Raw genomic sequence first — 21,088 nt, 5'->3', positions numbered from 1 at the left:
AGTGAGCCGGGTTTGCGAGCCCCGCAGTCGCGATCGGAGGTCAGCTCTGTGAGCGCGAGGAGTGAGCCGGGTTTGCGAGCCCCGCAGTCGCGATCGGAGGTCAGCTCTGTGAGCGCGAGGAGTGAGCCGGGTTTGCGAGCCCCGCAGTCGCGATCCGGAGCAGCACAGTGAGCGCGTTTCCCTTCTCGGCCGTGCTCGGGATGGACGACATGCGGTTGGCGTTGCTGCTCAACGCGGTCAGCCCGGCGATCGGCGGGGTGCTGGTGCGGGGCGAGAAGGGCACCGCCAAGTCGACCGCCGTGCGGGCCCTGGCCGCGCTGCTCCCGCCGGTGGACCGGGTCGCCGGGTGCCGGTTCGGCTGCGACCCGGCCGCCCCGGATCCGACCTGCCCGGACGGTCCGCACCCGGGCGTCGCCGGGCACGAGGACCCGGCCGCCGCGCCGGTCGAGCGCCGTCCGGCCCGGCTGGTGGAGTTGCCGGTCGGTGCCGCCGAGGACCGGGTGGTCGGCTCGTTGGACCTGGAGAAGGCCCTCGCCGAGGGGGTACGCGCCTTCGAGCCGGGCCTGCTCGCCGCCGCCCACCGGGGGGTGCTCTATGTCGACGAGGTGAACCTGCTCCACGACCACCTGGTCGACCTGCTGCTGGACGCCGCCGCGATGGGCCGCTGCCACGTCGAGCGGGAGGGTGTCTCGGTCAGCCACGCCGCCCGGTTCCTGCTGGTGGGCACGATGAACCCGGAGGAGGGTGAGCTGCGTCCGCAGTTGCTCGACCGGTTCGGGCTGACCGTCGAGGTGGCGGCCAGCCGGGACCCGGTCGTCCGGGTGGAGGTGGTGCGCCGCCGGCTCGCCGCCGACGCCGACCCGGCCGGGTTCGCCGCCCGGTGGGCCGCCGCCGACGCCGAGGTGGCCGCCCGGGTGGCCGCCGCCAGGGGGCGGCTCGACGCGGTGCTGCTGCCTGACTCCGCGTTGCGGCAGATCGCCGAGGTGTGCGCCGCGTTCGACGTGGACGGGATGCGCGCCGACATCGTCACCGCCCGGACCGCCGTGGCGCACGCCGCCTGGCAGGGGCGGGACCGGGTGACCGCCGACGACGTGCGGGTCGCCGCCCGGTTGGCCCTGCCGCACCGGCGTCGTCGTGACCCGTTCGACACCCCCGGCCTGGACGAGAAACGCCTCGACGAGGCGTTGCAGCGGGCCCGCGACGAGCACCCCGACGACGATCCGCCGGACACCGGCCCGACCGGTCCGGGCGACCCCGGCGGCCCGGACGGCGGTGGGCCGGGCGGCCCTTCGACGGGTGGCCCCGGCGGCGGGTCCGGTCCACAGCCACCCGACGACGCCGGTGGGCCGCAGGATGCCACCGGTGGGCCGCAGGACGCCGGTGGTCCGCCGGGCCACGACGACCACCCGCGCGCCCGGACCGGTCCGGCCTCCCCACAGTCCGGGGACGACCGGTGGCCGGACCGCATCGACGACGGCGGACCGGACGGCGACGACGGGCCGGACACCGCACACCGCGCCGACGGCCGGTCGGGACGCCCCGACGACGGGTCCGCCGAGCACACCGGTGCCCGTCCGGGGCGACCCGGCCAGGGCGGCACCGCGAACCCGGGTGACCCGGCGGGCACCGGCTCGGTGGCCGTACCGCAGCAGGGGTTGACGGCCCGGTTGTTCACCGCGCCGGGGGTGGGTGACGGGGTGCCCGGCCGGCGGTCGCGGGCCCGGACCGGGCGCGGGCGGACCACCGGCGCGCGGGTGACCGCCGGCCGGCCGGCCACGGTGCACCTGCCGGCGACCCTGCGTGCCGCGGCCCCGCACCAGGCCCGGCGGGGCCGGTGCGGCGGGCGGTTGCTGCTGCGCCCCGACGACCTGCGGGAGGCGGTCCGGGAGGGGCGCGAGGGCAACCTGGTGCTGTTCGTGGTCGACGCCAGCGGGTCGATGGGCGCGCGGCAGCGGATGTCGGCGGTCAAGGGTGCGGTGCTGGCCCTGCTCACCGACGCCTACCAGCGTCGGGACACGGTGGCGGTGGTCGCCTTCCGGGGTTCCGGGGCGCAGGTGCTGCTGCCGGCCACCTCGTCGGTGCTGGCCGCGTCGGTGCGGCTGGCCGAGCTGCCCACCGGGGGGCGTACCCCGTTGGCGGAGGGATTGCTCGCCGCCGCCGACCTGCTGCGGGTGCAGCGGCTGCGGGACCCGCGCCGGCGTCCGCTGGTGCTGGTCGTCACCGACGGCCGGGCCACCGCCGGGCACCGGCCGCTGGACCGGTCGGCGCGCGCGGCGGCGGTGCTCGCCGCCACCGGCGCACCCTGCGTCGTGGTGGACTGTGAGTCCGGCCCGGTCCGGTTGCACCTGGCCCGCCGGCTGGCCGACCAGCTCGGCGCGGCCCGCCACCGCCTGGACACGGTCACCGCCGACCCGCTGGCCGGGCTCGCCACCGTCGGAGCGAATCGGAGCGTGCGCTGATGCCGCAGGGAAAGCCGGAACACGTCCCCGCCGACGGGTTGACCACCCGGCAACGGCGGCACCGTCCGCTGACCATCGTGCACACCGGGCAGATGAAGGGGAAGTCCACCGCCGCGTTCGGCCTGGCACTGCGGGCCTGGACCGCCGGGCTGCCGATCGGGGTGTTCCAGTTCGTCAAGAGCGCCAAGTGGCGGGTGGGTGAGGAGAACGCCTTCCGGGCCCTCGGCCAGGTGCACGCCGACACCGGGCAGGGTGCCCCGGTGGCCTGGCACAAGATGGGCGAGGGCTGGTCGTGGATCCAGCGCGGCGGCGACGCCGACCACGCCGCCGACGCCCTGGAGGGCTGGCGGCAGATCCAGCGTGACCTGGCCGCGCAGCGCTACGGACTGTACGTCCTGGACGAGTTCACCTACCCGATGAAGTGGGGTTGGGTGGACGTCGACGAGGTGGTCGACACCCTCACCCACCGGCCCGGCTTCCAACACGTGGTGATCACCGGCCGGGACGCCGACCCGCGCCTGGTCGAGGCGGCCGACCTGGTCGCCGAGCTGACCAAGGTCAAGCACCCGATGGACGCCGGTCAGAAGGGCCAGAAGGGCATCGAGTGGTGACCGGACCGACCCGCCGCACCGATCAGCGCCGCCCGCCGGGCAACGCGCCGACCGGTCACCCGGGCGGCCCCGCGCCGGGCGGGCCACCGTCGGCCGGGCCCGCCGCGCCGGTCGGCCCGTGGGCGCTGCCCCGGCTGGTGGTCGCCGCCCCGGCCAGCGGGCACGGCAAGACCACCGTCGCCACCGGGCTACTCGCCGCGCTGCGCCGCCGGGGCCTCACGGTCAGCCCGCACAAGGTCGGCCCCGACTACATCGACCCCGGCTACCACGCGCTCGCCGCCGGCCGCCCCGGCCGCAACCTCGACCCGTGGCTGGTCGGGGAGGAGCTGATCGCCCCGCTGCTGCGGCACGGCGCGAGCGTCCCCACCCCCGCCGACGTCGCCGTGGTCGAGGGGGTGATGGGGCTGCACGACGGCGCGGTCGGCCGGGCCGGGTACGCCTCCACCGCCCACGTCGCCACGTTGATCGACGCGCCGGTGCTGCTGGTCCTGGACACCACCGCGCAGGGCCGCTCGGCTGCCGCGCTGGTCCTCGGCATGCGCGCCTTCGATCCGGCCGTACGGATCGGCGGGGTGGTCCTCAACCGGGTCGGTTCGCCCCGGCACGAGACCCTGCTGCGCGACGCGCTCGCCGAGGTGGGTGTACCGGTGCTGGGGGCGGTCACCCGGGCCGTCGAGGTGGCCGCGCCGGCCCGGCACCTGGGGCTGGTGCCGGTCGCCGAACGGGCACCGGAGTCGCTGGCCGTCGTCGACGCGCTCGCCGGGCTCGTCGCGTCCACCGTCGACCTCGACGCGGTGCTCGACCTGGCCCGCAGCGCCCCGCCGTTGACCGTGGACGCCTGGGACCCGGGCACCGCCGTCGGTGGCCCGGCCGGCGGGGACCGTCCGGTCGTCGCGGTCGCCGCCGGTGCCGCCTTCACCTTCTCGTACGCCGAGACCGCCGAACTGCTCACCGCCGCCGGGGCGACCGTGGCCCCGTTCGACCCGTTGGCCGACCCGGCCCTGCCCGCCGGCACCCGGGCCGTGGTCATCGGCGGCGGCTTCCCCGAGGTGCACGTCGAGGCGCTGAGCGACAACACCGGGCTCCGTGCCGAGCTGGCCGGCTTCACCGGGCCGGTGGTCGCCGAGTGCGCCGGGCTGCTCTACCTCGGCCGCTCCCTGGACGGGGTGCCGATGTGCGGGCGGCTCGACCACCACGCCCGGATGTCCGGCCGGCTCACCCTCGGCTACCGCGACGCGGTCGCCGCCACCGACTCCCCGGTCCACCCCGCCGGCGAGCGGGTACGCGGCCACGAGTTCCACCGCACCGTCACCGACCCCGGGCACGGCGACCGGCCCGCCTGGCGCTGGGAGGACACCGCCCACGGGTTCGTCACCGGGCAGGTGCACGCCTCCTACCTGCACACCCACTGGGCGGGTCACCCCCGGGCCGCCCGCCGACTGGTCGAGGCGGCGGCCCGGTGACCGGCGTCGGGGCGGACCACCCGCCTGTCGCCGCCACTGACCGGGCCGCGCCGACCGGGCCGGGCCACCCGCCCGTCGTCGAGGGGGGCACGGGCCGGGACGCGTCGACCGGGCCGGTCACGCTGACCGGGGTGGGGGTCGGGCCGGGGGACCCGGAACTGCTCACCCTCAAGGCGGTCCGGGTGCTGGCCGAGGCCGACCTGGTGGTCGTACCGGTGCTGGACCGGCTGGCGGCGGACCCGGCGACGCCCCCCGGCCGGGCCGAGACGACGGTCCGCGCGCACGTGCCGGCGCACCGGCTGCGCCGGCTGCCGTTCGCCCTCGACGACCGGGGCGGGGTGACCGCCCGTCGGGAGGCCGCCTGGGACGCCGCGGCCCGTGCCGTGGTCGACGCGTTCGCCGCCGGGGCCCGGTCGGTCGCCTTCGCCACCATCGGCGACCCCAACGTCTACTCCACCTTCACCTACCTGGCCGACGGGGTCCGCGCGCTGCGGCCGGCGGTCGAGGTGCGGACCGTGCCCGGCGTCACCGCCATGCAGGAGTTGGCCGCGCGCAGTGGCGTCCCGCTGTGCCAGGGGCGGGAGCCGTTGACCCTGCTGCCGGCCACCGCGGGCCCGGCGCTGGTCGCCGACGCCCTCGCCGGACCCGGCACCGTCGTGGTCTACAAGGGCTGGCGGCGGCACCGGGAACTCGTCGACGAGCTGCGCCGGCACGACCGACTCGACGACGCGGTGCTCGGCTGCGGCCTCGGCCTGCCCGACGAACGGATCGGGCCGGTCGGCCCGGACGACGAGCTGCCCTACCTGTCGACGCTGCTGGTCCCGGCCCGCCGGGACGGGCGGGGAGGAAAACTGTGACGTCCACCGGAAAGGTGTGGTTCGTGGGGGCCGGGCCCGGCGCCGCCGACCTGCTCACCCTGCGCGCCGCCCGGGTGATCGCCGACGCCGACGTGGTGATCTGGGCGGCCAGCCTGGTGCACGCCGACGTGCTGGCCCACGCCCGCCCCGACGCCGAGATCGTCGACTCGTCGCAGCTGCCCATCGAGGGGGTGCTGCCGCTGTACCGGCGGGCCGCCGCCGACGGGCTGACCGTGGCCCGGATCCACTCGGGCGACCCGGCGCTGTGGGGTGCCGTGCAGGAGCAGCTCGACCTGTGCCGGGCCCTCGACCTGGCCGTGGAGATCGTCCCCGGGGTCTCCTCGTTCACCGCCGTCGCCGCGATCGTCGGCCGGGAGTTGACCATCCCCGAGGTGGCCCAGTCGGTGATCCTCACCCGGCTGGAGGGCGGCAAGACGCCGATGCCGGCGGGGGAGCGGGTCCGCGACTTCGCCCGGCACGGCACCACCATGGCGCTGTTCCTGTCCGCCGCCCGCGCCGGGCAGGCCCAGACCGAACTGCTCGCCGGCGGCTACCCGGCCGACACCCCGGTCGTGGTGGCCTACCAGGCGACCTGGCCGGACGAACTGGTGGTGCGGTGCGCCCTCGGCGACCTGGCCGCCACCGTCAAGGAACACCGGTTGTGGAAGCACACCCTGTTCCTGGTCGGGCCGGCGCTCGCCGCCACCGGCACCCGGTCGCACCTCTACCACCCCGGGCACTTCCACACCTTCCGCCGGGCCGAGCCGGCCGCCCGCGCCGAGCTGCGCCGCTCCCGGGCCACCGCAGCGGAGGACGCGACACCGTGACCCACCCCGAGCCGCCGCTGCGCGAGCCGGACCTGCCGCGTACCGCGAAGGTCCGGCCGGTGGCGTTGCGGACCGGCTGGACCACCGGCGCGTGCGCGACGGCGGCGGCGAAGGCGGCGGTGACCGCCCTGGTCACCGGCGTACCGCCGGGGGAGGTGGAGATCGGGCTGCCCGCCGGCCGGCGGGTGACCTTCGCGGTGGCCCGCTGCGACCTGACCGCCCGGCCCGAACCGACAGCGGAGGCGGTGGTGGTCAAGGACGCCGGGGACGACCCGGACGTCACCCACGGCGCGCACCTCACCGCCACCGTCGGCTGGCGACCCCGACCCGGCCTGGAACTCGCCGGTGGGGACGGCGTCGGCACCGTCACCCGCCCCGGGCTCGGCCTCGCCGTCGGCGGTCCGGCCATCAACGACACCCCCCGCCGGATGATCGGCCAGGCCGTCGCCGAGGTGGTCGACCTGACCGAGATGGGCGTACGGGTGGTGATCAGCGTGCCGGGCGGTGAGGTGATGGCCCGCAAGACCACCAACCGGCGGCTCGGCATCGTCGGCGGCATCTCGATCCTCGGCACCACCGGCGTCGTCCGGCCGTTCTCCACCGCCTCCTGGCGGGCCAGCGTGGTGCAGGCGGTGCACGTGATGGCCGCCCAGGGGCAGCGGACCGTGGTGCTGTGCACCGGCGGGCGCACCGAACGGGCCGCCCGCGCGCTGCTGCCGGAGCTGCCGGAGGTGTGTTTCGTCGAGGTCGGCGACTTCACCGGCGCGGCCGTCACCGCCGCCGTGGGTGACGCGATGACCGGGGTGGTCTTCGTCGGGATGGCCGGCAAGCTGGCCAAACTCGCCGCCGGGATCCTGATGACCCACTACACCCGGTCGAAGGTGGACCTGTCCCTGCTCGGCGCGGTCACCGCCGAGGCCGGTGGCGACGCCGATCTGGTGGCGGCGGTGCTGGCGGCCAACACCGGCCGGCACGCCTACGAGCTGTGGGAGGCCGCCGGGCTGCTGCGTCCCGCCGGTGACCTGCTCTGCGACCGGGTCCGTCAGGTGCTGCGCCGCTTCGCCGGGCCGGCGCTCACCGTCGACGTGGCGATGGTCGACTTCACCGGCGACCGCCTGGTCGCCTCGTCCGGCCGGTGGCCGGCGTGACGCGCCCGGAGCCGGTGCCTGGCGTGACCCGCCCGGAGCCGGTGGCCGGTGTGACGCGTCCGGAGCCGGTGCCTGGCGGGACCGGGGCGGAGTCGCTCGTCGGGGTGCCGGAGCCGGTCGTGGTGGTGGGGATGGACGCGGCCGGCCGGCCGTTGCCCCCGTCGGCGGTGGCCGCCCTGGCCGGGGCCGGGTTGGTCGTCGGGGCGGCCCGGCACCTGGCGGCCGTGCCGGTGCCGCCCGGTGCCGACACCGTCACCCTCGGCCCGCTCGCCCCGGCGCTGGACCGGCTCGCCGCCGCGCACGCCGCCGGGCAGCCGGCCGTCGTGCTGGCCAGCGGCGACCCCGGGTTCTTCGGCGTGGTACGCCGGCTGCGCGCCGCCGGACTGCCGGTCCGGGTGCTGCCGGCGGTGTCCAGTGTGGCCGCCGCCTTCGCCCGCGCCGGGCTCGACTGGGACGGTGCCGTGGTGGTCACCGCCCACGGCCGGGAGTTGGGTCCCGCGCTCAACGCCTGCCGGGCGTTGCCCGCCGTCGCCGTGCTCACCGCGCCGGACGCCGGGGCGGCCGAGATCGGGGCCGGTCTGGCCGGCTGGTCCCGCCGCCTGGTGGTCGCCGAACACCTCGGTACCCCCGCCGAGCGGGTCACCTGGACCACCCCGCAGGAGGCCGCCACCCGGGCCTGGGCCGACCCGCACGTCCTGCTCAGCCTGGCCGCGACCGACGGTGACCCCGGGGCGCGGCCCGCCCGGCGTCCCGGCACCGCCGAGCGGGGCGAGGTCGCCGGCCGGTCGGGTGACACCGGCCCGGCCGGCGATGACGCTCCGGTCCGGGTCGGGCGGGTGCGGGCGGACAACCAGCCGGCCGCCGCACCCGTCGGGGGCTGGGCGCTGCCCGAGTCCGCGTACCGGCACCGGGACTCGATGATCACGAAGGCCGAGGTGCGGGCCCTGGCCGTCGCCCGGTTGCGGCCCCGGCTCGGTCGTCTGGTCTGGGACATCGGCGCGGGCAGTGGATCGGTGGGCATCGAGTGCGCGTTGCTCGGCGCGGCGGTGATCGCCGTGGAACGGGACCCGACGGCACCGGTCGCCGGCAACGCCGCCCGGCACGGCGTCGACGTCCGGGTGGTGACCGGTGACGCGCCGGCCGTCCTCGCCGGGTTGCCCGATCCGGATGCCGTCTTCGTCGGCGGCGGGGGGACCGACGTGCTGAGCGCCGTCGCCGACCGCCGCCCCGACCGGGTGGTGGTCACCCTCGCCGCCCTGGACCGGGTCGCCCCGGCCGTGCACCTGCTGCGCCGCGCCGGCTACACGGTGACGGGCAGCCAGCTCACCGCCGCCCGCCTCGCCGACCTGCCCGGCGGATCCATCCGACTCGCGGCCACCAACCCGGTGGTCGTCCTCACCGGGGAGCATCAGTGACCGGCATCGCAGTACACCGGCACCGGGACACGCCCGGCACCGGCCCGCACCGGATCGGGCTCGTCGCGGCCACCGCCGCCGGTCGCCGGCACGCCCGCACCCTGGCCGCCGCCTGGCCGCACGCCCGGCTCGTCGAGGCCGACGGGGTCGCCGACGCGCTGCGGACGGCCTGGACGGAGTACGACGCGGTGGTGGCGTTCCTGGCCACCGGCGCGGTGGTGCGGGTGCTGGCGCCACTGCTCGGGGACAAGCGCACCGACCCGGCGGTGGTGGTGGTCGACGAGGCCGCCCGGCACGCCGTCGCCCTGCTCGGCGGCCACGCGGGGGGTGCGAACACGCTCGCCGTCGAGGTGGCTGCGGTGCTCGACGCCCGGCCGGTGGTCACCACCGCCACCGACGCGGTCGACCTGCCCGGCCTGGACACCCTCGGCTGGCCGGTCGAGGGGGCGGTCGCTGCGGTGTCCCGGGCGATCCTCGACGGCGAACCGGTCCGGCTGGTCACCGACGCGGTGTGGCCACTGCCCGCCCTGCCGCCGAACGTCCACCGGGAACCGCCCGCCGGGGAACACCGGGTCGTCGGGCCCGACCAGGAGGGCGGGTACCGGGTGCTGGTCACCGACCGGGTGGTGCCGGTCGACGACCGTACCGTCGTGCTGCGGCCCCCGTCCCTGGTCGCCGGGGTGGGATCGAGCCGGGGGGTGCCCGCCGCCGAGGTCGAGGTGCTGCTGCACCGGGCGCTCGCCGACGCCGGTTTGAGCCCGGCCAGCCTGAGCTGCCTGGCCAGCGTGGACGTGAAGGCCGACGAGGAGGGCATCCGGGCCACCGCCGACGCGCTCGGCGTACCGCTGCGGACCTGGCCGGCGGCGGAGCTGGCGACGGTCGACGTGCCGCACCCCAGCGAGGTGGTCCGGGCCGCCGTCGGCACGCCCAGCGTCGCCGAGGCGGCGGCGTTGCGCGACGGCGGCAACCTGCTGGTGCCCAAGACCGCCTCGGCGATGGCCACCGTCGCGGTCGCCCGGCACGCCCCGCGCGGCCGGTTGGCGATCGTCGGCCTCGGCCCCGGCGCGGCTGACCTGCGTACCCCGCGCGCCGTCGCCGAGCTGCGCCGGGCCGCCGTGGTCGTCGGCCTCGACCAGTACGTCGACCAGGTCCGTGACCTGCTGCGGCCGGGCACCCGGGTGCTGGCCAGCGGGCTCGGCGCGGAGGAGGAACGGGCCCGCAGCGCCGTCGTCGAGGCCACCGCCGGGCAGGCCGTGGCGCTGATCGGCTCCGGCGACGCCGGGGTGTACGCGATGGCCAGCCCCGCCCTGGAGTACGCCGACGAGCGGATCGACGTGGTCGGGGTGCCCGGGGTGACCGCCGCGCTGGCCGCCGCCGCCCTGCTCGGTGCGCCGATCGGCCACGACCACGTCTACCTGAGCCTGTCCGACCTGCACACCCCGTGGGCGGTGATCGAACGACGGGTCGCCGCCGCCGCCGAGGCGGACCTGGTGGCGCTGCTCTACAACCCGCGTAGCCGGGCCCGGGACTGGCAGCTCGGCGCGGTGCTGGCGACGTTCGCCGCGCACCGCCCGCCACAGACCCCGGTCGGGGTGGTACGCAACGCCAGCCGACCCGACGAGCGGGTCCACCTGGCCACCCTCGCCACCTTCGACCCGAGCGTGGTCGACATGTACGGCCTGGTGGTGGTGGGCAGTTCGCAGACCCGACTGGTCGGTGGCCGGATGGTCACCCCCCGGGGTTACCGGTGGCGCGGATGACCCCCGCGATGCCCCCGCCCGACCTGGTCGCCGTCGTCCCGCCTGCGGTGGATCCGCCGTTCACCGCAGCGGACGGCCCGGCCACGGCACCGGTGTCCATCGACGCCTGCCAGGGCTGCGGGGCCTGCCTGCTCACCTGCCCCACCCACGCGATCCGTCCGGTGCCCGGCGGCCTGACCGTCCGGGCCGACCGTTGCACCGGCTGCCTGGAGTGCCTGGAGGTCTGCCCGGTGGACGCCATCCGGACCGTCACCGACCGACGAGGAGCACCATGACCAGTACCCACCCGGCCCGCCACCGGCCCACCCCGGGGGGTGGTCGGTGAGCCGGGTCGTCCACCCGATCGAGCAGGAGTCGTACCGGATCCTGCGTGAGCGGGTCGACCTGGGCGGCCTGCCGCCGCTGACCCGGGCGGTCGTCGAGCGGGTGGTGCACGCCAGCGCCGACCTCGACTACGTCACCGACCTGGTCTGCGACGAGGTGGCGCTGGCCGGCGGGCTGGCCGCACTGCGGGCCGGGGCGCCGATCGTCACCGACGTGGCGATGGTGGCCGCCGGGATCACCGGGGCCGGGCGGGAGATCGTCTGCCCGGTCGCCGACCCGGCCGCCGCCGCGCTGGCCCGGGAGACCGGCCTGACCCGGTCGGCGGCGGCCGTGCGGATCGCCCGGGACCGGGTCGGACCGGGGGCGGTCTGGGTGGTCGGCTGCGCGCCGACGGCCCTGGTCGAACTGATCGGCGTGGCCGCCGACCCGGCGCTGGTGGTCGGGTTGCCGGTCGGCTTCGTCGGGGCCGCCGAGTCCAAGGCGGCGTTGCGGGCCAGTGGCCTGCCCGCCGTGTCCAACATCGGCGAGAAGGGTGGCTCGGCGGTCGCCGCCGCCGCCCTCAACGCCCTGCTCTACCTGGAGGAAACATGACCGCTCTGGTCATCGTCGGACACGGCACGCGCAGCGCGGCCGGGGTCGACCAGTTCGCCGCGCTCGTCGACCGGGTCCGGGACCGGGCGGGGGCCGTCGTCGGCGACGTCGAGGGCGGCTTCATCGAGCTGTCCCGGCCGCCGCTGACCGACGCGGTGACCGCGCTGGTCGCGAAGGGGCACCGGGCGCTCGTCGCGTTGCCGCTTGTGCTCACCGCCGCCGGTCACGGCAAGGGCGACATCCCGGCCGCGATGGCCCGCGAGCAGGAACGCCACGCCGGCCTGACCTACCGGTACGGGCGACCGCTCGGCCCGCACCCGTTGCTGCACACCGTGCTGGAGCAGCGGATCGACGCGGCACTGGCCGGGGCCGACCGGGCCGGCACCTGGGTGGCGTTGATCGGGCGGGGCGCCACCGACCCGGACGCCAACGCCGAGGTGGCGAAGGTGGCCCGGCTGCTGTGGGAGGGGCGCGGCTACGCCGGGGTCGAACCGGGGTTCATCTCGCTGGCCGAGCCGTCCGTGCCGGCGGTGCTCGACCGGTTACGCCGCCTCGGTGCCCGCCGGATCGTGGTCGCGCCGTACTTCCTGTTCGCCGGGGTGCTGCCGGACCGGATCGTGGCGCAGTCGCAGGCGTACGCCGCCGACCATCCTGACCTCGACATCCGGGTCGCGGACCTGATCGGTGACTGCGACGCCCTGGCCGACCTGGTGCTGGAGCGGTACGCCGAGGCGCTGCGCGGGGACATCCGGATGAACTGCGACACCTGCGCCTACCGGGTGCTGATGCCGGGGTTCGCCGACAAGGTGGGCCGCCCGCAGACCCCCCACGACCACCCCGACGACCCGGTCGACGGCCACGGCCACCATCATCACCACCATGGGCACGCCCACGACCACCACGCCCACGACGACGCCCACACCCACGACGACGCCCACGACCACGGTCAGCGGCAGGCCGCGTCGGACGCGACCCCGGTCCGCTGAGGGTGCCCGCGGTCAGCCGGCGAGCGCTCGGGCCAGGGCGAAACCGAGGGTCGCCGCACCCAACCCGGCGACCACGCTGACCAGGGCGTTGGCCACCGCGTGCCACCGGTCGCCGGCCCGGGCCAGCCGGACGGTCTCGTAGCCGAACGTCGACCAGGTGGTCAGTGCGCCGCAGAAGCCGGTGCCGACCAGCGCGGTCACGGCGGGCCCGGCGGGCATCCCGACCACCGCGCCGAGCAGCAGCGAACCGGCGACGTTGACGGTCAGCGTCCCCCACGGGAAGCGGGAGTCGTGCCGGGCCTGCACGGCCCGGTCGGTGAGGTAGCGCAGCGGCGCACCCAGCGCCGCGCCGAGCGCGATCAGCAACACGGTCACCGGGGAACCTCCCCGTCCACCCGACCCGCTCCCGGCGGTGGTCCGCCCCGGCCCGGCCCCCGCGCCAGCAGTCGGGTGGCCAGGGCGTCACCGGCGGCGACCGCCAGCAGCCCGCCGACCAGGGTGGCGGCCAGGTAGGCCAACGCCGTCGGGGCGGCCCCGGCGTCCAGCGCCCGGTGCACGTCGACCACGTAGGCGGAGAAGGTGGTGAAACCGCCGAGCACGCCGACCCCCAGGAACGGCCGGACCAGCGGGCCGACCCGACGCCGGCCGAGCACCGCCATCAGCGCGCCGATCAGCAGGCAACCGGTGACGTTCACGGCAAAGGTGGACCAGGGGAATCCGGTCGGGGTGTGCGGCAGGGCGGCCTGCACCCCGGCGCGGGCCAGCGCCCCGAGGACCCCGCCGACGGCGATCGCACCCAGCACGGTCGCTGGCCGCGCGGTCAGCTCGCTCCGGTCGGCCGGCACGCGCAGGTCGACGTCGGGATCGACGCGACGCGGTACCCCCTGCGTCATCAGGACCTCCCCACCAGCACCCGGACCACTGGCAGGGACCGTTGGCGTCTCCGACGCGGTTCTCCCGGTCCGACCGGGACGGCGGGCCCCACCGCCGACACGTCCGTGAGCATAGCCCGACCGGCCGGCCCCCACCGCGAAAGGAGGCGGAGGCCGGGGGGTACCCCCGCCCCCACGTCCGGGTGGCGACCGACCCGTCCGCGTACGGTCGGCAGCGGCGGCCGGTAGCCCGTGCCGGTCGCCGCTGCCGTGACCCCAGGAGGAACCCGTGCCGGACCGCAGCCCGCCCCCCAACGCACCCGCCCCGACCGAGGGGACCGACGGCGACAGCACCGGCCGGGTGCCGCGTGGCGATGGTGCCGAGGGGGTGCCGCGTGGCGGCGGTGCCGAGGGGGTGCCGCATGGCGGCGGTGCCGGGCGGGTGCCGCGTGGCGATGGTGCCGGGCGGACGGCCGCCCACGACATGTTCGACGCCGACGTGGCCTCCCGAGGGCTCGGCATCGAGCTGGTCTCGGCCGGTGACGGTGTGGCGGTGGCCCGGATGCGGGTGACCGCCGGGATGGTCAACGGGCACCGGATCGGCCACGGCGGTTTCGTCTTCCTGCTCGCCGACACCGCCTTCGCGCTGGCCTGCAACACCCACGGCCCGGCCACCGTCGCGGCCGGCGGCGAGATCAGTTTCCTGCGCCCGGTCCGCGAGGGCGACCTGCTGACCGCGTACGCCACCGAACGCGTCAGGTACGGCCGCAGCGGCATCTACGACGTCACGGTGACCCGGGGCGACGAGGTGGTGGCCGAGTTCCGGGGGCGCAGCCGCACCCTCGCCCGACCCGCCGACGACTGACCGGTGGCCCAGGGTTCGGCAGGTCCACAGTGGGTAACAGGGTGGTACGGCAGTGGTCCGTGGTGCACCCTCCACGGGTGACGGCCGGACCTCTCGGCGCGGTGCGGCCGGTTCGCCGCCGAGGGTGCCGCAGTCCTCTCCGGACGGTCACGGCACCGCGCTGATTCCTCCAAAATCACCCTACTTTGCCAGGATTTATTGACATCGCTCCACCTGGCGGAGAAGACTCGCTCTCTGATCTGCCAGGCGACGAAGGGTGACCGAGTCCATGACCAGATCGAGGATCATCGCGGCGGCGGTCGCCGTCGCCCTGACCGGGCTGGCCGGGTGCAGCGCCGGAGAGAGCGTCGACGTCGACGGCGGGTCCACCGCCGCCGGATCGGCCGGTGGCACGCTCACCGCCGCGATCGGCGGCGAACCGGACCAGCTCGACCCGCACCGGACGTCGGCCTACTACAGCTTCCAGGTCCTGGAGAACGTCTACGACACCCTCGTCGAGCCGGACGCCGACCTCAAGATGGGGCCCGCGCTGGCCGTGAAGTGGACGACCAGCAGCGACCAGCTCACCTGGACGTTCACCCTCCGCGAGGGCGTGCGGTTCTCCGACGGGTCGCCGCTGACCGCGCAGGACGTCGTCTACTCGTACCAGCGGATCATAAACGAGAAGCTGAACGCGGCGTACAAGTTCGCCACGGTCAAGACCGTGACCGCACCCGACCCGGCCACCGTGGTGATCACGCTGACCGCGCCCACCCCCAACCTGCTGGCCAACCTCGGCGGCTTCAAGGGCGTCGCGATCGTCCAGCGGTCCAACGTGGAGTCCGGTGCGATCAAGACCCGGCCGGTGGGCAGCGGCCCGTTCACGGTGGCCTCCTACACCTCCGGCGACACCGTCAAACTGACCCGCAACGACGCCTACTGGGGGCCGAAACCGAAGCTCGACGGGGTCACCTTCACCTTCGTCAAGGACCCGACGGTGGCCCTGCAGAACCTGCGCGGCGGTGAGGTGCAGTGGACCGACAACCTGCCACCGCAGCAGGTGCCGGCCCTCAAGGAGGACGGCGCGGTGACCGTCGCCACCACCCCCTCGACCGACTACTGGTACCTCGCCCTCAACGAGGCACGCAAACCGTACGACGACGTGAACGTGCGCCGGGCCGTCGCGTTCGCCCTGGACCGGGAGGCGATCACCAAGGCCGCCAAGTTCGGGCAGGCCACCGCCAACCAGACCGCCATCCCCAAGGGCAGCTCCTGGTACTACGACTACGCGCCGTACCGGCACGATCCGGACCAGGCCCGGCAACTGCTCGGCCAGGCCGGCGTCACCGGCCGCACCCTGGACCTGATGGTCACCAGCGAGTACCCGGAGACGGTCACCGCCGCCCAGGTGATCGCCGCCCAGTTGAAGGACGTCGGGATCACCGTGAAGATCCGCACCCTGGACTTCGCCCAGTGGCTCGACGAGCAGGGCAAGGGCAACTTCGACGCGTTCCTGCTCGGCTGGCTGGGCAACATCGACCCGGACGAGTTCTACTACGCCCAGCACCGCACCGGCGGCACGTTCAACTTCCACGGGTACAGCAACCCCGCCGTCGACACCCTGCTCGACCAGGCCCGCACCCAGACCGACGAGGGCGTACGCCGACAGACGTACGAGCGGGCGGCGAAGCAGATCGTCGACGACGCCAGCTACATCTACCTCTACAACCCGGACGTGGTGCAGGGCTGGTCGGCGAAGGTCACCGGCTACCAGGTCCGCACCGACCGGGCGATCCGGTTCCGCGACGTCACCCTGAACCGCTGAGGGGGCGAGGTGGGACGCTTCGTCCTGCGGCGGCTGCTCCAGTCGGTCGTCGTCCTGCTCGGGGTGACCCTGGTGGTCTTCCTGCTGCTGCAACTGGTCCCCGGCGACCCGGTCCGGGTCGCCCTCGGCACCCGCTTCGACCAGCAGACCTATGACGCGCTGCGGGAACGCTCCGGGTTGGACCGTCCGCTGGTGGTGCAGTACCTCAGCTACGTCGGCCACGCGCTCACCGGTGACCTCGGGGTCAGCTTCCGCAGTGGCCAGCCGGTCACCACGATCGTGCTGGAACGACTCCCCGCCACCCTGTCCCTGGCGGTGACCGCCGTGCTGCTCGCCCTGCTGGTCGCCTTCCCGCTCGGTGTGCTCTCCGCGGTGCGCAGCGGCTCGTTCGTCGACCACGCCGCCCGGGTGTTCAGCCAGTTCGGCGTGTCCGTCCCCGACTTCTGGACGGGCATCATGGGCATCCTGCTCTTCGCCGGGGTCCTCGGCTGGCTGCCCCCGTCGGGCTACGTCGCGCTCACCGACGACCCGGCCGGCTGGGCGTCGCACGTCGCCCTGCCGGCCACCGCCGTCGGCCTGGTCACCGCCTCCATCCTCACCCGGTTCATCCGTTCCTCGGTGCTGGAGGTGCTCGCCGAGGACTACGTGCGCACCGCCGAGGCCAAGGGGCTGCGCCGCCGCGTGGTGGTCGTCCGGCACGTGCTGCGCAACGCGCTGATCCCGGTGGTCACGGTGGTCGGGGTGCAGCTGGCCAGCCTGGTCGGCGGGGTGATCGTGATCGAGGTGCTGTTCGCCTGGCCCGGCATCGGTCGGCTCACCTACGACGCCGTGCAGGCCCGGGACTATCCGGTGCTGCAGGGTGCGGTGCTCTTCGTGGCCACCCTGTTCCTGCTGACGAACCTGCTGGTGGACGTCCTCTACGCCCGCCTCGACCCGAGGATCAGGCTGCGATGAGCGCCGACCACCCGGCGGCGACGGTCACCGAGCCGGGCACCCTGCGGCGCACGGTGACCGCGCTGCGGCACGACCCACCGGCCGTCGCCGGCACGGTCGTCCTGCTGGTCCTGCTGGTCGTCGGACTGGCCGGGCAGTGGCTCGCGCCGGCCGGGACCAACGACGTGGACGTCGACCAGATGCTGCGCCCACCCAGCGGCGCACACCCGTTCGGCACCGACGAGTTGGGCCGCGACGTGCTCAGCCGGGTGCTGGTGGCGGCCCGGGTGTCGTTGCAGGTCGGCCTGGTCAGCGTCGGCATCGCCCTGGCCGTCGGGGTGAGCGTCGGCCTGCTCGCCGGCTGGTACGGCGGCTGGGCGGACAACCTCCTGATGCGCGGCATGGACGTGCTCTTCGCGTTCCCGGTCCTGCTGCTCGCCGTGGCGATCGTCGCGGTGCTCGGCCCCGGGCTGGTCACCGCGATGGTCGCCGTCGGGGTGGTCTACACCCCGATCTTCGCCCGGGTGACCCGGGCCAGCGTGCTCGCCGTGCGGGAGCAGGTGTTCGTCCGGGCCGCCGTCTCCATCGGCACCTCCGACCTGCGCATCCTGCGCCGGCACGTGCTGCCCAACATCGCCGCCCCGCTGATCGTGCAGACCTCGCTGTCGCTGGCCTTCGCGATCCTGTCCGAGGCGGCGCTGTCCTTCCTCGGGCTCGGCGTCCAGCCACCCGCGCCGGCCTGGGGCCGGATGCTCTACGACGGGCGCGGGTTCGTCACCGACGCCTGGTGGCTGGGGTTCTTCCCCGGCGCGGCGATCTTCCTGACCGTCCTCGCCTTCAACCTGGTCGGTGACGCGCTGCGGGACGTGCTCGACCCGCGTCAGCTCACCGTCAGCGAGGCCCGCAGGAGCAGCCGATGAGCGCGCCCGTCGTACCGTCGCCCCCGGCCGGGGACGCGCCGGTGCTGGCCATCGACGACCTGACGGTCACCCTCGGCACCCGCAACGGTCCCGCCCGCGCGGTCGCCGGTGTCGACTGGTCGGTGGCCCCCGGCCGGACCCTCGCCCTGGTCGGCGAGTCCGGCAGCGGCAAGAGCATGACCGTGCTCGCCGCCACCGGCCTGGCCCCGCGCTCCGCCACCGTCACCGGCCGGGTCCGGCTGCTCGGCCGGGAGCTGACCACCATGTCCGAGCCGGAGCGCCGCCGGTGGCGTGGCCGGCACGTCGGTTTCGTCTTCCAGGACCCGATGACCACCCTCAACCCGGTGCTGACCGTCGGCCGCCAGGTCACCGAGGCGTGCGAGGAGCACCTCGGGATGAGTCGGCGGCAGGCCCGGGCCCGCGCCGTCGAGCTGCTCGACCTGGTCGGCATCCCGGCCCCCGACCGCAGGGTGGACGCGCACCCGCACCAGTTCTCCGGGGGGATGCGGCAACGGGTCGTCATCGCGATGGCCCTGGCCTGCGAACCGGAGCTGCTCATCGCCGACGAGCCGACCACCGCGTTGGACGTCACCACCCAGGCGCAGATCGTCGAGCTGGTCGCCGACCTGCGACGCCGGCTCGGCACCGCCGTCGTCTGGATCACCCACGACCTCGGGGTGGTGGCCGGGATCGCCGACACCGTCGCGGTCATGTACGGGGGCCGGATCGTCGAGCAGGGACCGGTCGACGCGGTGTTCGGCGCACCGGGGCACCCGTACACCCGGGCCCTGCTGGCCGCCCGGCCACGGCCCGGCGCGGCGGGGGAGGAGCTGGCCGCGATCCCCGGTGCGCCGCCCAGCCCGCTCGCCCTGCCGGACGGTTGCGCGTTCTGGCCCCGCTGCCCGGTCCGGGGCGACGCGCGTTGCGCACACGAACTGCCCCCGCTGACGCCGATCACCCCCGGGCACCGGGTCCGCACCTTCTATCCCCTCCCCGACGGCCCGCCCGCCGGGGACGGCCCGCCCGCCGGGGACGGCCCGCCCGCCGGGGACGGCCCGCCCGCCGGGGACGGCCGGCGCGTGTCCGGTGACCGCGAGCAGCTCCACCGGGAGGACCGATGAGCACCGCGACCGTCGCCGAGATCGACGACCTGACGGTCTGGTTCCCCAGCCCCGGTGGCCCACCGGTGCGCGCGGTGGACGGGGTGTCGCTGACCGTACGGGCCGGCGAGACCCTCGGCCTGGTGGGGGAGTCGGGCAGCGGCAAGTCGACCACGGGCCTGGCGCTGCTGCGGCTGGTCGACCCGACGACCGGGCGGATCAGGGTCGGTGGGCAGGACGTCACCGGGTGGTCGCGGCGCCGCCTGCGCAGGCTGCGCCGCCGGGTGGCGATGGTGTTCCAGGACCCGCAGGCGTCGCTGGACCCGCGCCTGACCGTCGGTGCGAGCATCACCGAACCGCTGGTCGTGCACCGGTTGGCCGGCTCCGCCGACGCCCGCCGACGTCGGGTCGCCGAACTGCTCGACCTGGTGGGGCTGCGACCGGAGACGGCCGGTCGGCACCCGCACGAACTCTCCGGCGGCCAGCGTCAGCGGGTCGGGATCGCCCGCGCGCTGGCCGGTGAACCCGACCTGATCGTCCTCGACGAACCGATCGCGTCGCTCGACCTGAGCGTGCAGGCACAGATCATGAACCTACTGCGCCGGCTGCAACGGGACCTCGGGTTGACCTACCTGTTCATCGCGCACGACCTGGCCGCGGTGGAACACCTCAGTGACCGGATCGCGGTGATGTACCTGGGGCGGATCGTGGAGACGGGCACCCCGGCGCAGCTCTGGCGGGAGCCGGCGCACCCGTACACGGCGGCGTTGCTGTCGGCGGTCCCGGTGGCCGATCCCCGGGTGGAGCGCGACCGGCGGCGGATCATCCTCAGTGGTGAACTGCCCAGCCCGACCGACCCGCCGAGCGGCTGCCGGTTCCGGACCCGCTGCCCGCAGGCGCGTGCCGCCTGCGCCGGGACCGACCCGCCCATGGTCGAGGTGGCCCCCGGCCACCGTGCCGCCTGCCTCTACGCCGGGGAGGCGGTCCGGGCCATGGCTGCCGATCCGCCCCCGGTCACCGGGGCACCCCGCTGACGAGGCGGTGGGTGCTCGGACCGGACGGATCCGGCACGGCCGACGGGTCAGGCGCGGCCGACTGCCGACGGTCAGGCGGCCCGGGCCGGTAACGGTACGGCGGTGCGGGGCACCCCTTCCCCCCGTCGCCGCCCGCCGGTCGTCGGCGGGCGGCCGGTCGGTACGCCGGTCCCGCGCGAGGGCAGCGGCACGACGACGCCACCCGGGCCCGGCAACCCGGGGTCGACGGGTCGGGCGGCGGACCCGCCGGGCACCCCCGCCCACCGGTCGTCCCGCGTCGAGCCGGCGCGCGGTCGCCCGATGGCGGTGCCCGGCATCAGACCGGCCGGCGGCGGACCCGTCGGGCCGGCTGCGATCAGCACGGACCCTGGTTCCGGGCAGCCCACGACCCCCGGTCGGGGCCCGCCGCCGTCGGGAAGGACGACCCCCGGTCGGGGCCCGCGGCCGTCGGGATGGGCGGCCACCGGCCCCGGACCTCCGGTGGCGGGGACCGCGACTGCCGGCCGCGGCCCGCCGGTCCTGCTCCCGGTGGCGGATGCGGTGGCGGGGAGCGGAGCGCGGTGGGGGGTGGCTGCCTGCCATCGGGCTTCCCGACCGTGCGGCGAGCTGACCGTGGCCAAGACCGGCCCGGGGTCGACCGGCAGACCGGCCCCGACCGGCCAGCCGGTACCGGTGCGGTGCCGGGTCCCGGCCGGCCGGGCGACGCCGGTCCGCCGGTCGACCCCGGCCCGTCGGATGCTCTGCGCGCGCCGGGCCGTCCCGGTCCGCCGGACGGCCCCGGCGGACCGGTCGGCCTCCGCGCGCCGGGCGAACTCGGCGCGCAGCATCCGGGGCAGCCGGTCGTACGCGCAGCGGCGCAGGGCGGGGTCGACGATGACGTGCCCGCCGTGGGAACCGGACCGGACCAGCCCGGCGTCGGTGAGTCGACGCAACGCCTGCGCCGCCCGGCCCGCCGCCCAGCCGAGCAGCACGTCGACCGCCGACGCGGCGAACTCCCCGTCGAGGGTCGCCGCGGCCATCAGGACCGCCCGGTGCGGGCCGTCACACCGGTCCAACCGGGCGGCGGCGCGACGTCGCAGCGGTTCGGGCAGGGGCGGCTCGGTCGGGCGCACCGACGGG

The 21,088-nt window shown here is 76.0% G+C and carries 16 protein-coding genes and 4 pseudogenes; 17 read left to right on the top strand and 3 right to left on the bottom strand.

The features are described 5' to 3' along the window. The first annotated feature begins 200 nt into the window (after positions 1-200). From AB0B63_RS19985 to AB0B63_RS19935, 11 genes and pseudogenes are all read left to right on the top strand, one after another. Positions 201-2,459 carry a VWA domain-containing protein gene (locus tag AB0B63_RS19985; RefSeq protein ID WP_357020806.1) on the top strand — a complete coding sequence of 753 codons (2,259 nt, stop codon included), beginning with the start codon at positions 201-203 and terminating at the stop codon, positions 2,457-2,459. Then, a complete protein-coding gene (gene cobO, locus AB0B63_RS19980) occupies positions 2,459-3,070 on the top strand; it encodes a cob(I)yrinic acid a,c-diamide adenosyltransferase (protein ID WP_145919775.1) in 612 nt (203 codons plus the stop codon). Before AB0B63_RS19985 ends, cobO begins: the two co-directional genes overlap by 1 nt. Positions 3,071-3,195: 125 nt before the next feature. Continuing rightward, positions 3,196-4,533, top strand: a complete 1,338-nt coding sequence (locus AB0B63_RS19975; RefSeq protein WP_357020803.1) for a cobyrinate a,c-diamide synthase — start codon at positions 3,196-3,198, stop codon at positions 4,531-4,533. 122 nt (positions 4,534-4,655) lie between these two features. Next, positions 4,656-5,390, top strand: a complete 735-nt coding sequence (cobI, locus tag AB0B63_RS19970; RefSeq protein ID WP_357020800.1) for a precorrin-2 C(20)-methyltransferase — start codon at positions 4,656-4,658, stop codon at positions 5,388-5,390. Continuing rightward, positions 5,387-6,217 (top strand): precorrin-4 C(11)-methyltransferase, encoded by an 831-nt coding sequence (cobM, locus tag AB0B63_RS19965; RefSeq protein ID WP_208566531.1) that lies wholly within the window; start codon positions 5,387-5,389, stop codon positions 6,215-6,217. The genes cobI and cobM overlap by 4 nt, the downstream gene beginning before the upstream one ends. Beyond that, positions 6,214-7,365 carry a cobalt-precorrin-5B (C(1))-methyltransferase gene (locus AB0B63_RS19960; protein ID WP_357020655.1) on the top strand — a complete coding sequence of 384 codons (1,152 nt, stop codon included), beginning with the start codon at positions 6,214-6,216 and terminating at the stop codon, positions 7,363-7,365. The genes cobM and AB0B63_RS19960 overlap by 4 nt, the downstream gene beginning before the upstream one ends. A gap of 116 nt (positions 7,366-7,481) precedes the next feature. Then, positions 7,482-8,078, top strand: a pseudogene (cbiE, locus tag AB0B63_RS19955) (precorrin-6y C5,15-methyltransferase (decarboxylating) subunit CbiE); the annotation flags it as partial. Between the two features lie 707 nt (positions 8,079-8,785). Then, positions 8,786-10,540, top strand: a complete 1,755-nt coding sequence (gene cobJ, locus AB0B63_RS19950) for a precorrin-3B C(17)-methyltransferase (protein ID WP_357020797.1) — start codon at positions 8,786-8,788, stop codon at positions 10,538-10,540. Beyond that, a complete protein-coding gene (locus tag AB0B63_RS19945; RefSeq protein WP_357020652.1) occupies positions 10,537-10,815 on the top strand; it encodes a 4Fe-4S binding protein in 279 nt (92 codons plus the stop codon). Before cobJ ends, AB0B63_RS19945 begins: the two co-directional genes overlap by 4 nt. 46 nt (positions 10,816-10,861) lie before the next feature. Further along, positions 10,862-11,455 (top strand): precorrin-8X methylmutase, encoded by a 594-nt coding sequence (locus AB0B63_RS19940; RefSeq protein WP_357020649.1) that lies wholly within the window; start codon positions 10,862-10,864, stop codon positions 11,453-11,455. Then, positions 11,452-12,336 (top strand): annotated as a pseudogene (locus AB0B63_RS19935) (sirohydrochlorin chelatase); the annotation flags it as partial. The gene AB0B63_RS19940 and the pseudogene AB0B63_RS19935, both read left to right, overlap by 4 nt. Before the next feature lie 117 nt (positions 12,337-12,453). Here AB0B63_RS19935 and crcB read toward each other — a convergent pair. Together crcB and AB0B63_RS19925 are read right to left on the bottom strand one after the other, a co-directional pair. Then, a complete protein-coding gene (gene crcB / locus AB0B63_RS19930) occupies positions 12,454-12,816 on the bottom strand; it encodes a fluoride efflux transporter CrcB (protein WP_219462456.1) in 363 nt (120 codons plus the stop codon). Further along, the gene (locus AB0B63_RS19925) at positions 12,813-13,334 is read right to left on the bottom strand and encodes a CrcB family protein (protein ID WP_357020646.1); all 522 of its coding nucleotides are present in this window, start codon (positions 13,332-13,334) and stop codon (positions 12,813-12,815) included. The genes crcB and AB0B63_RS19925 overlap by 4 nt, the downstream gene beginning before the upstream one ends. 463 nt (positions 13,335-13,797) lie before the next feature. Between AB0B63_RS19925 and paaI the strand changes: the two genes are divergently transcribed. From paaI to AB0B63_RS19895, 6 genes and pseudogenes are all read left to right on the top strand, one after another. Further along, on the top strand, positions 13,798-14,178 hold the full coding sequence (paaI, locus tag AB0B63_RS19920) for a hydroxyphenylacetyl-CoA thioesterase PaaI (RefSeq protein WP_244252086.1): 381 nt from the start codon (positions 13,798-13,800) through the stop codon (positions 14,176-14,178). A gap of 268 nt (positions 14,179-14,446) precedes the next feature. After that, positions 14,447-15,982 carry an ABC transporter substrate-binding protein gene (locus tag AB0B63_RS19915; protein ID WP_357020643.1) on the top strand — a complete coding sequence of 512 codons (1,536 nt, stop codon included), beginning with the start codon at positions 14,447-14,449 and terminating at the stop codon, positions 15,980-15,982. Between the two features lie 9 nt (positions 15,983-15,991). Continuing rightward, on the top strand, positions 15,992-16,936 hold the full coding sequence (locus AB0B63_RS19910) for an ABC transporter permease (RefSeq protein ID WP_357020640.1): 945 nt from the start codon (positions 15,992-15,994) through the stop codon (positions 16,934-16,936). Then, positions 16,933-17,835 carry an ABC transporter permease gene (locus AB0B63_RS19905; protein ID WP_357020637.1) on the top strand — a complete coding sequence of 301 codons (903 nt, stop codon included), beginning with the start codon at positions 16,933-16,935 and terminating at the stop codon, positions 17,833-17,835. The genes AB0B63_RS19910 and AB0B63_RS19905 overlap by 4 nt, the downstream gene beginning before the upstream one ends. Next, positions 17,832-18,824 (top strand): annotated as a pseudogene (locus tag AB0B63_RS19900) (ABC transporter ATP-binding protein); the annotation flags it as partial. The gene AB0B63_RS19905 and the pseudogene AB0B63_RS19900, both read left to right, overlap by 4 nt. Positions 18,825-18,952: 128 nt before the next feature. After that, on the top strand, positions 18,953-19,969 hold the full coding sequence (locus AB0B63_RS19895; protein WP_357020634.1) for an ABC transporter ATP-binding protein: 1,017 nt from the start codon (positions 18,953-18,955) through the stop codon (positions 19,967-19,969). 71 nt (positions 19,970-20,040) lie between these two features. Here the strand turns inward: AB0B63_RS19895 and AB0B63_RS19890 are convergent. After that, positions 20,041-21,088 (bottom strand): annotated as a pseudogene (locus AB0B63_RS19890) (hypothetical protein); the annotation flags it as partial.

Source organism: Micromonospora sp. NPDC049081, assembly GCF_040648835.1.
GTDB lineage: Bacteria > Actinomycetota > Actinomycetes > Mycobacteriales > Micromonosporaceae > Micromonospora > Micromonospora antibiotica.
The sequence above is the reverse complement of the archived record's forward strand: the minus strand, read 5'-3'. Positions and strand labels throughout refer to the sequence as shown.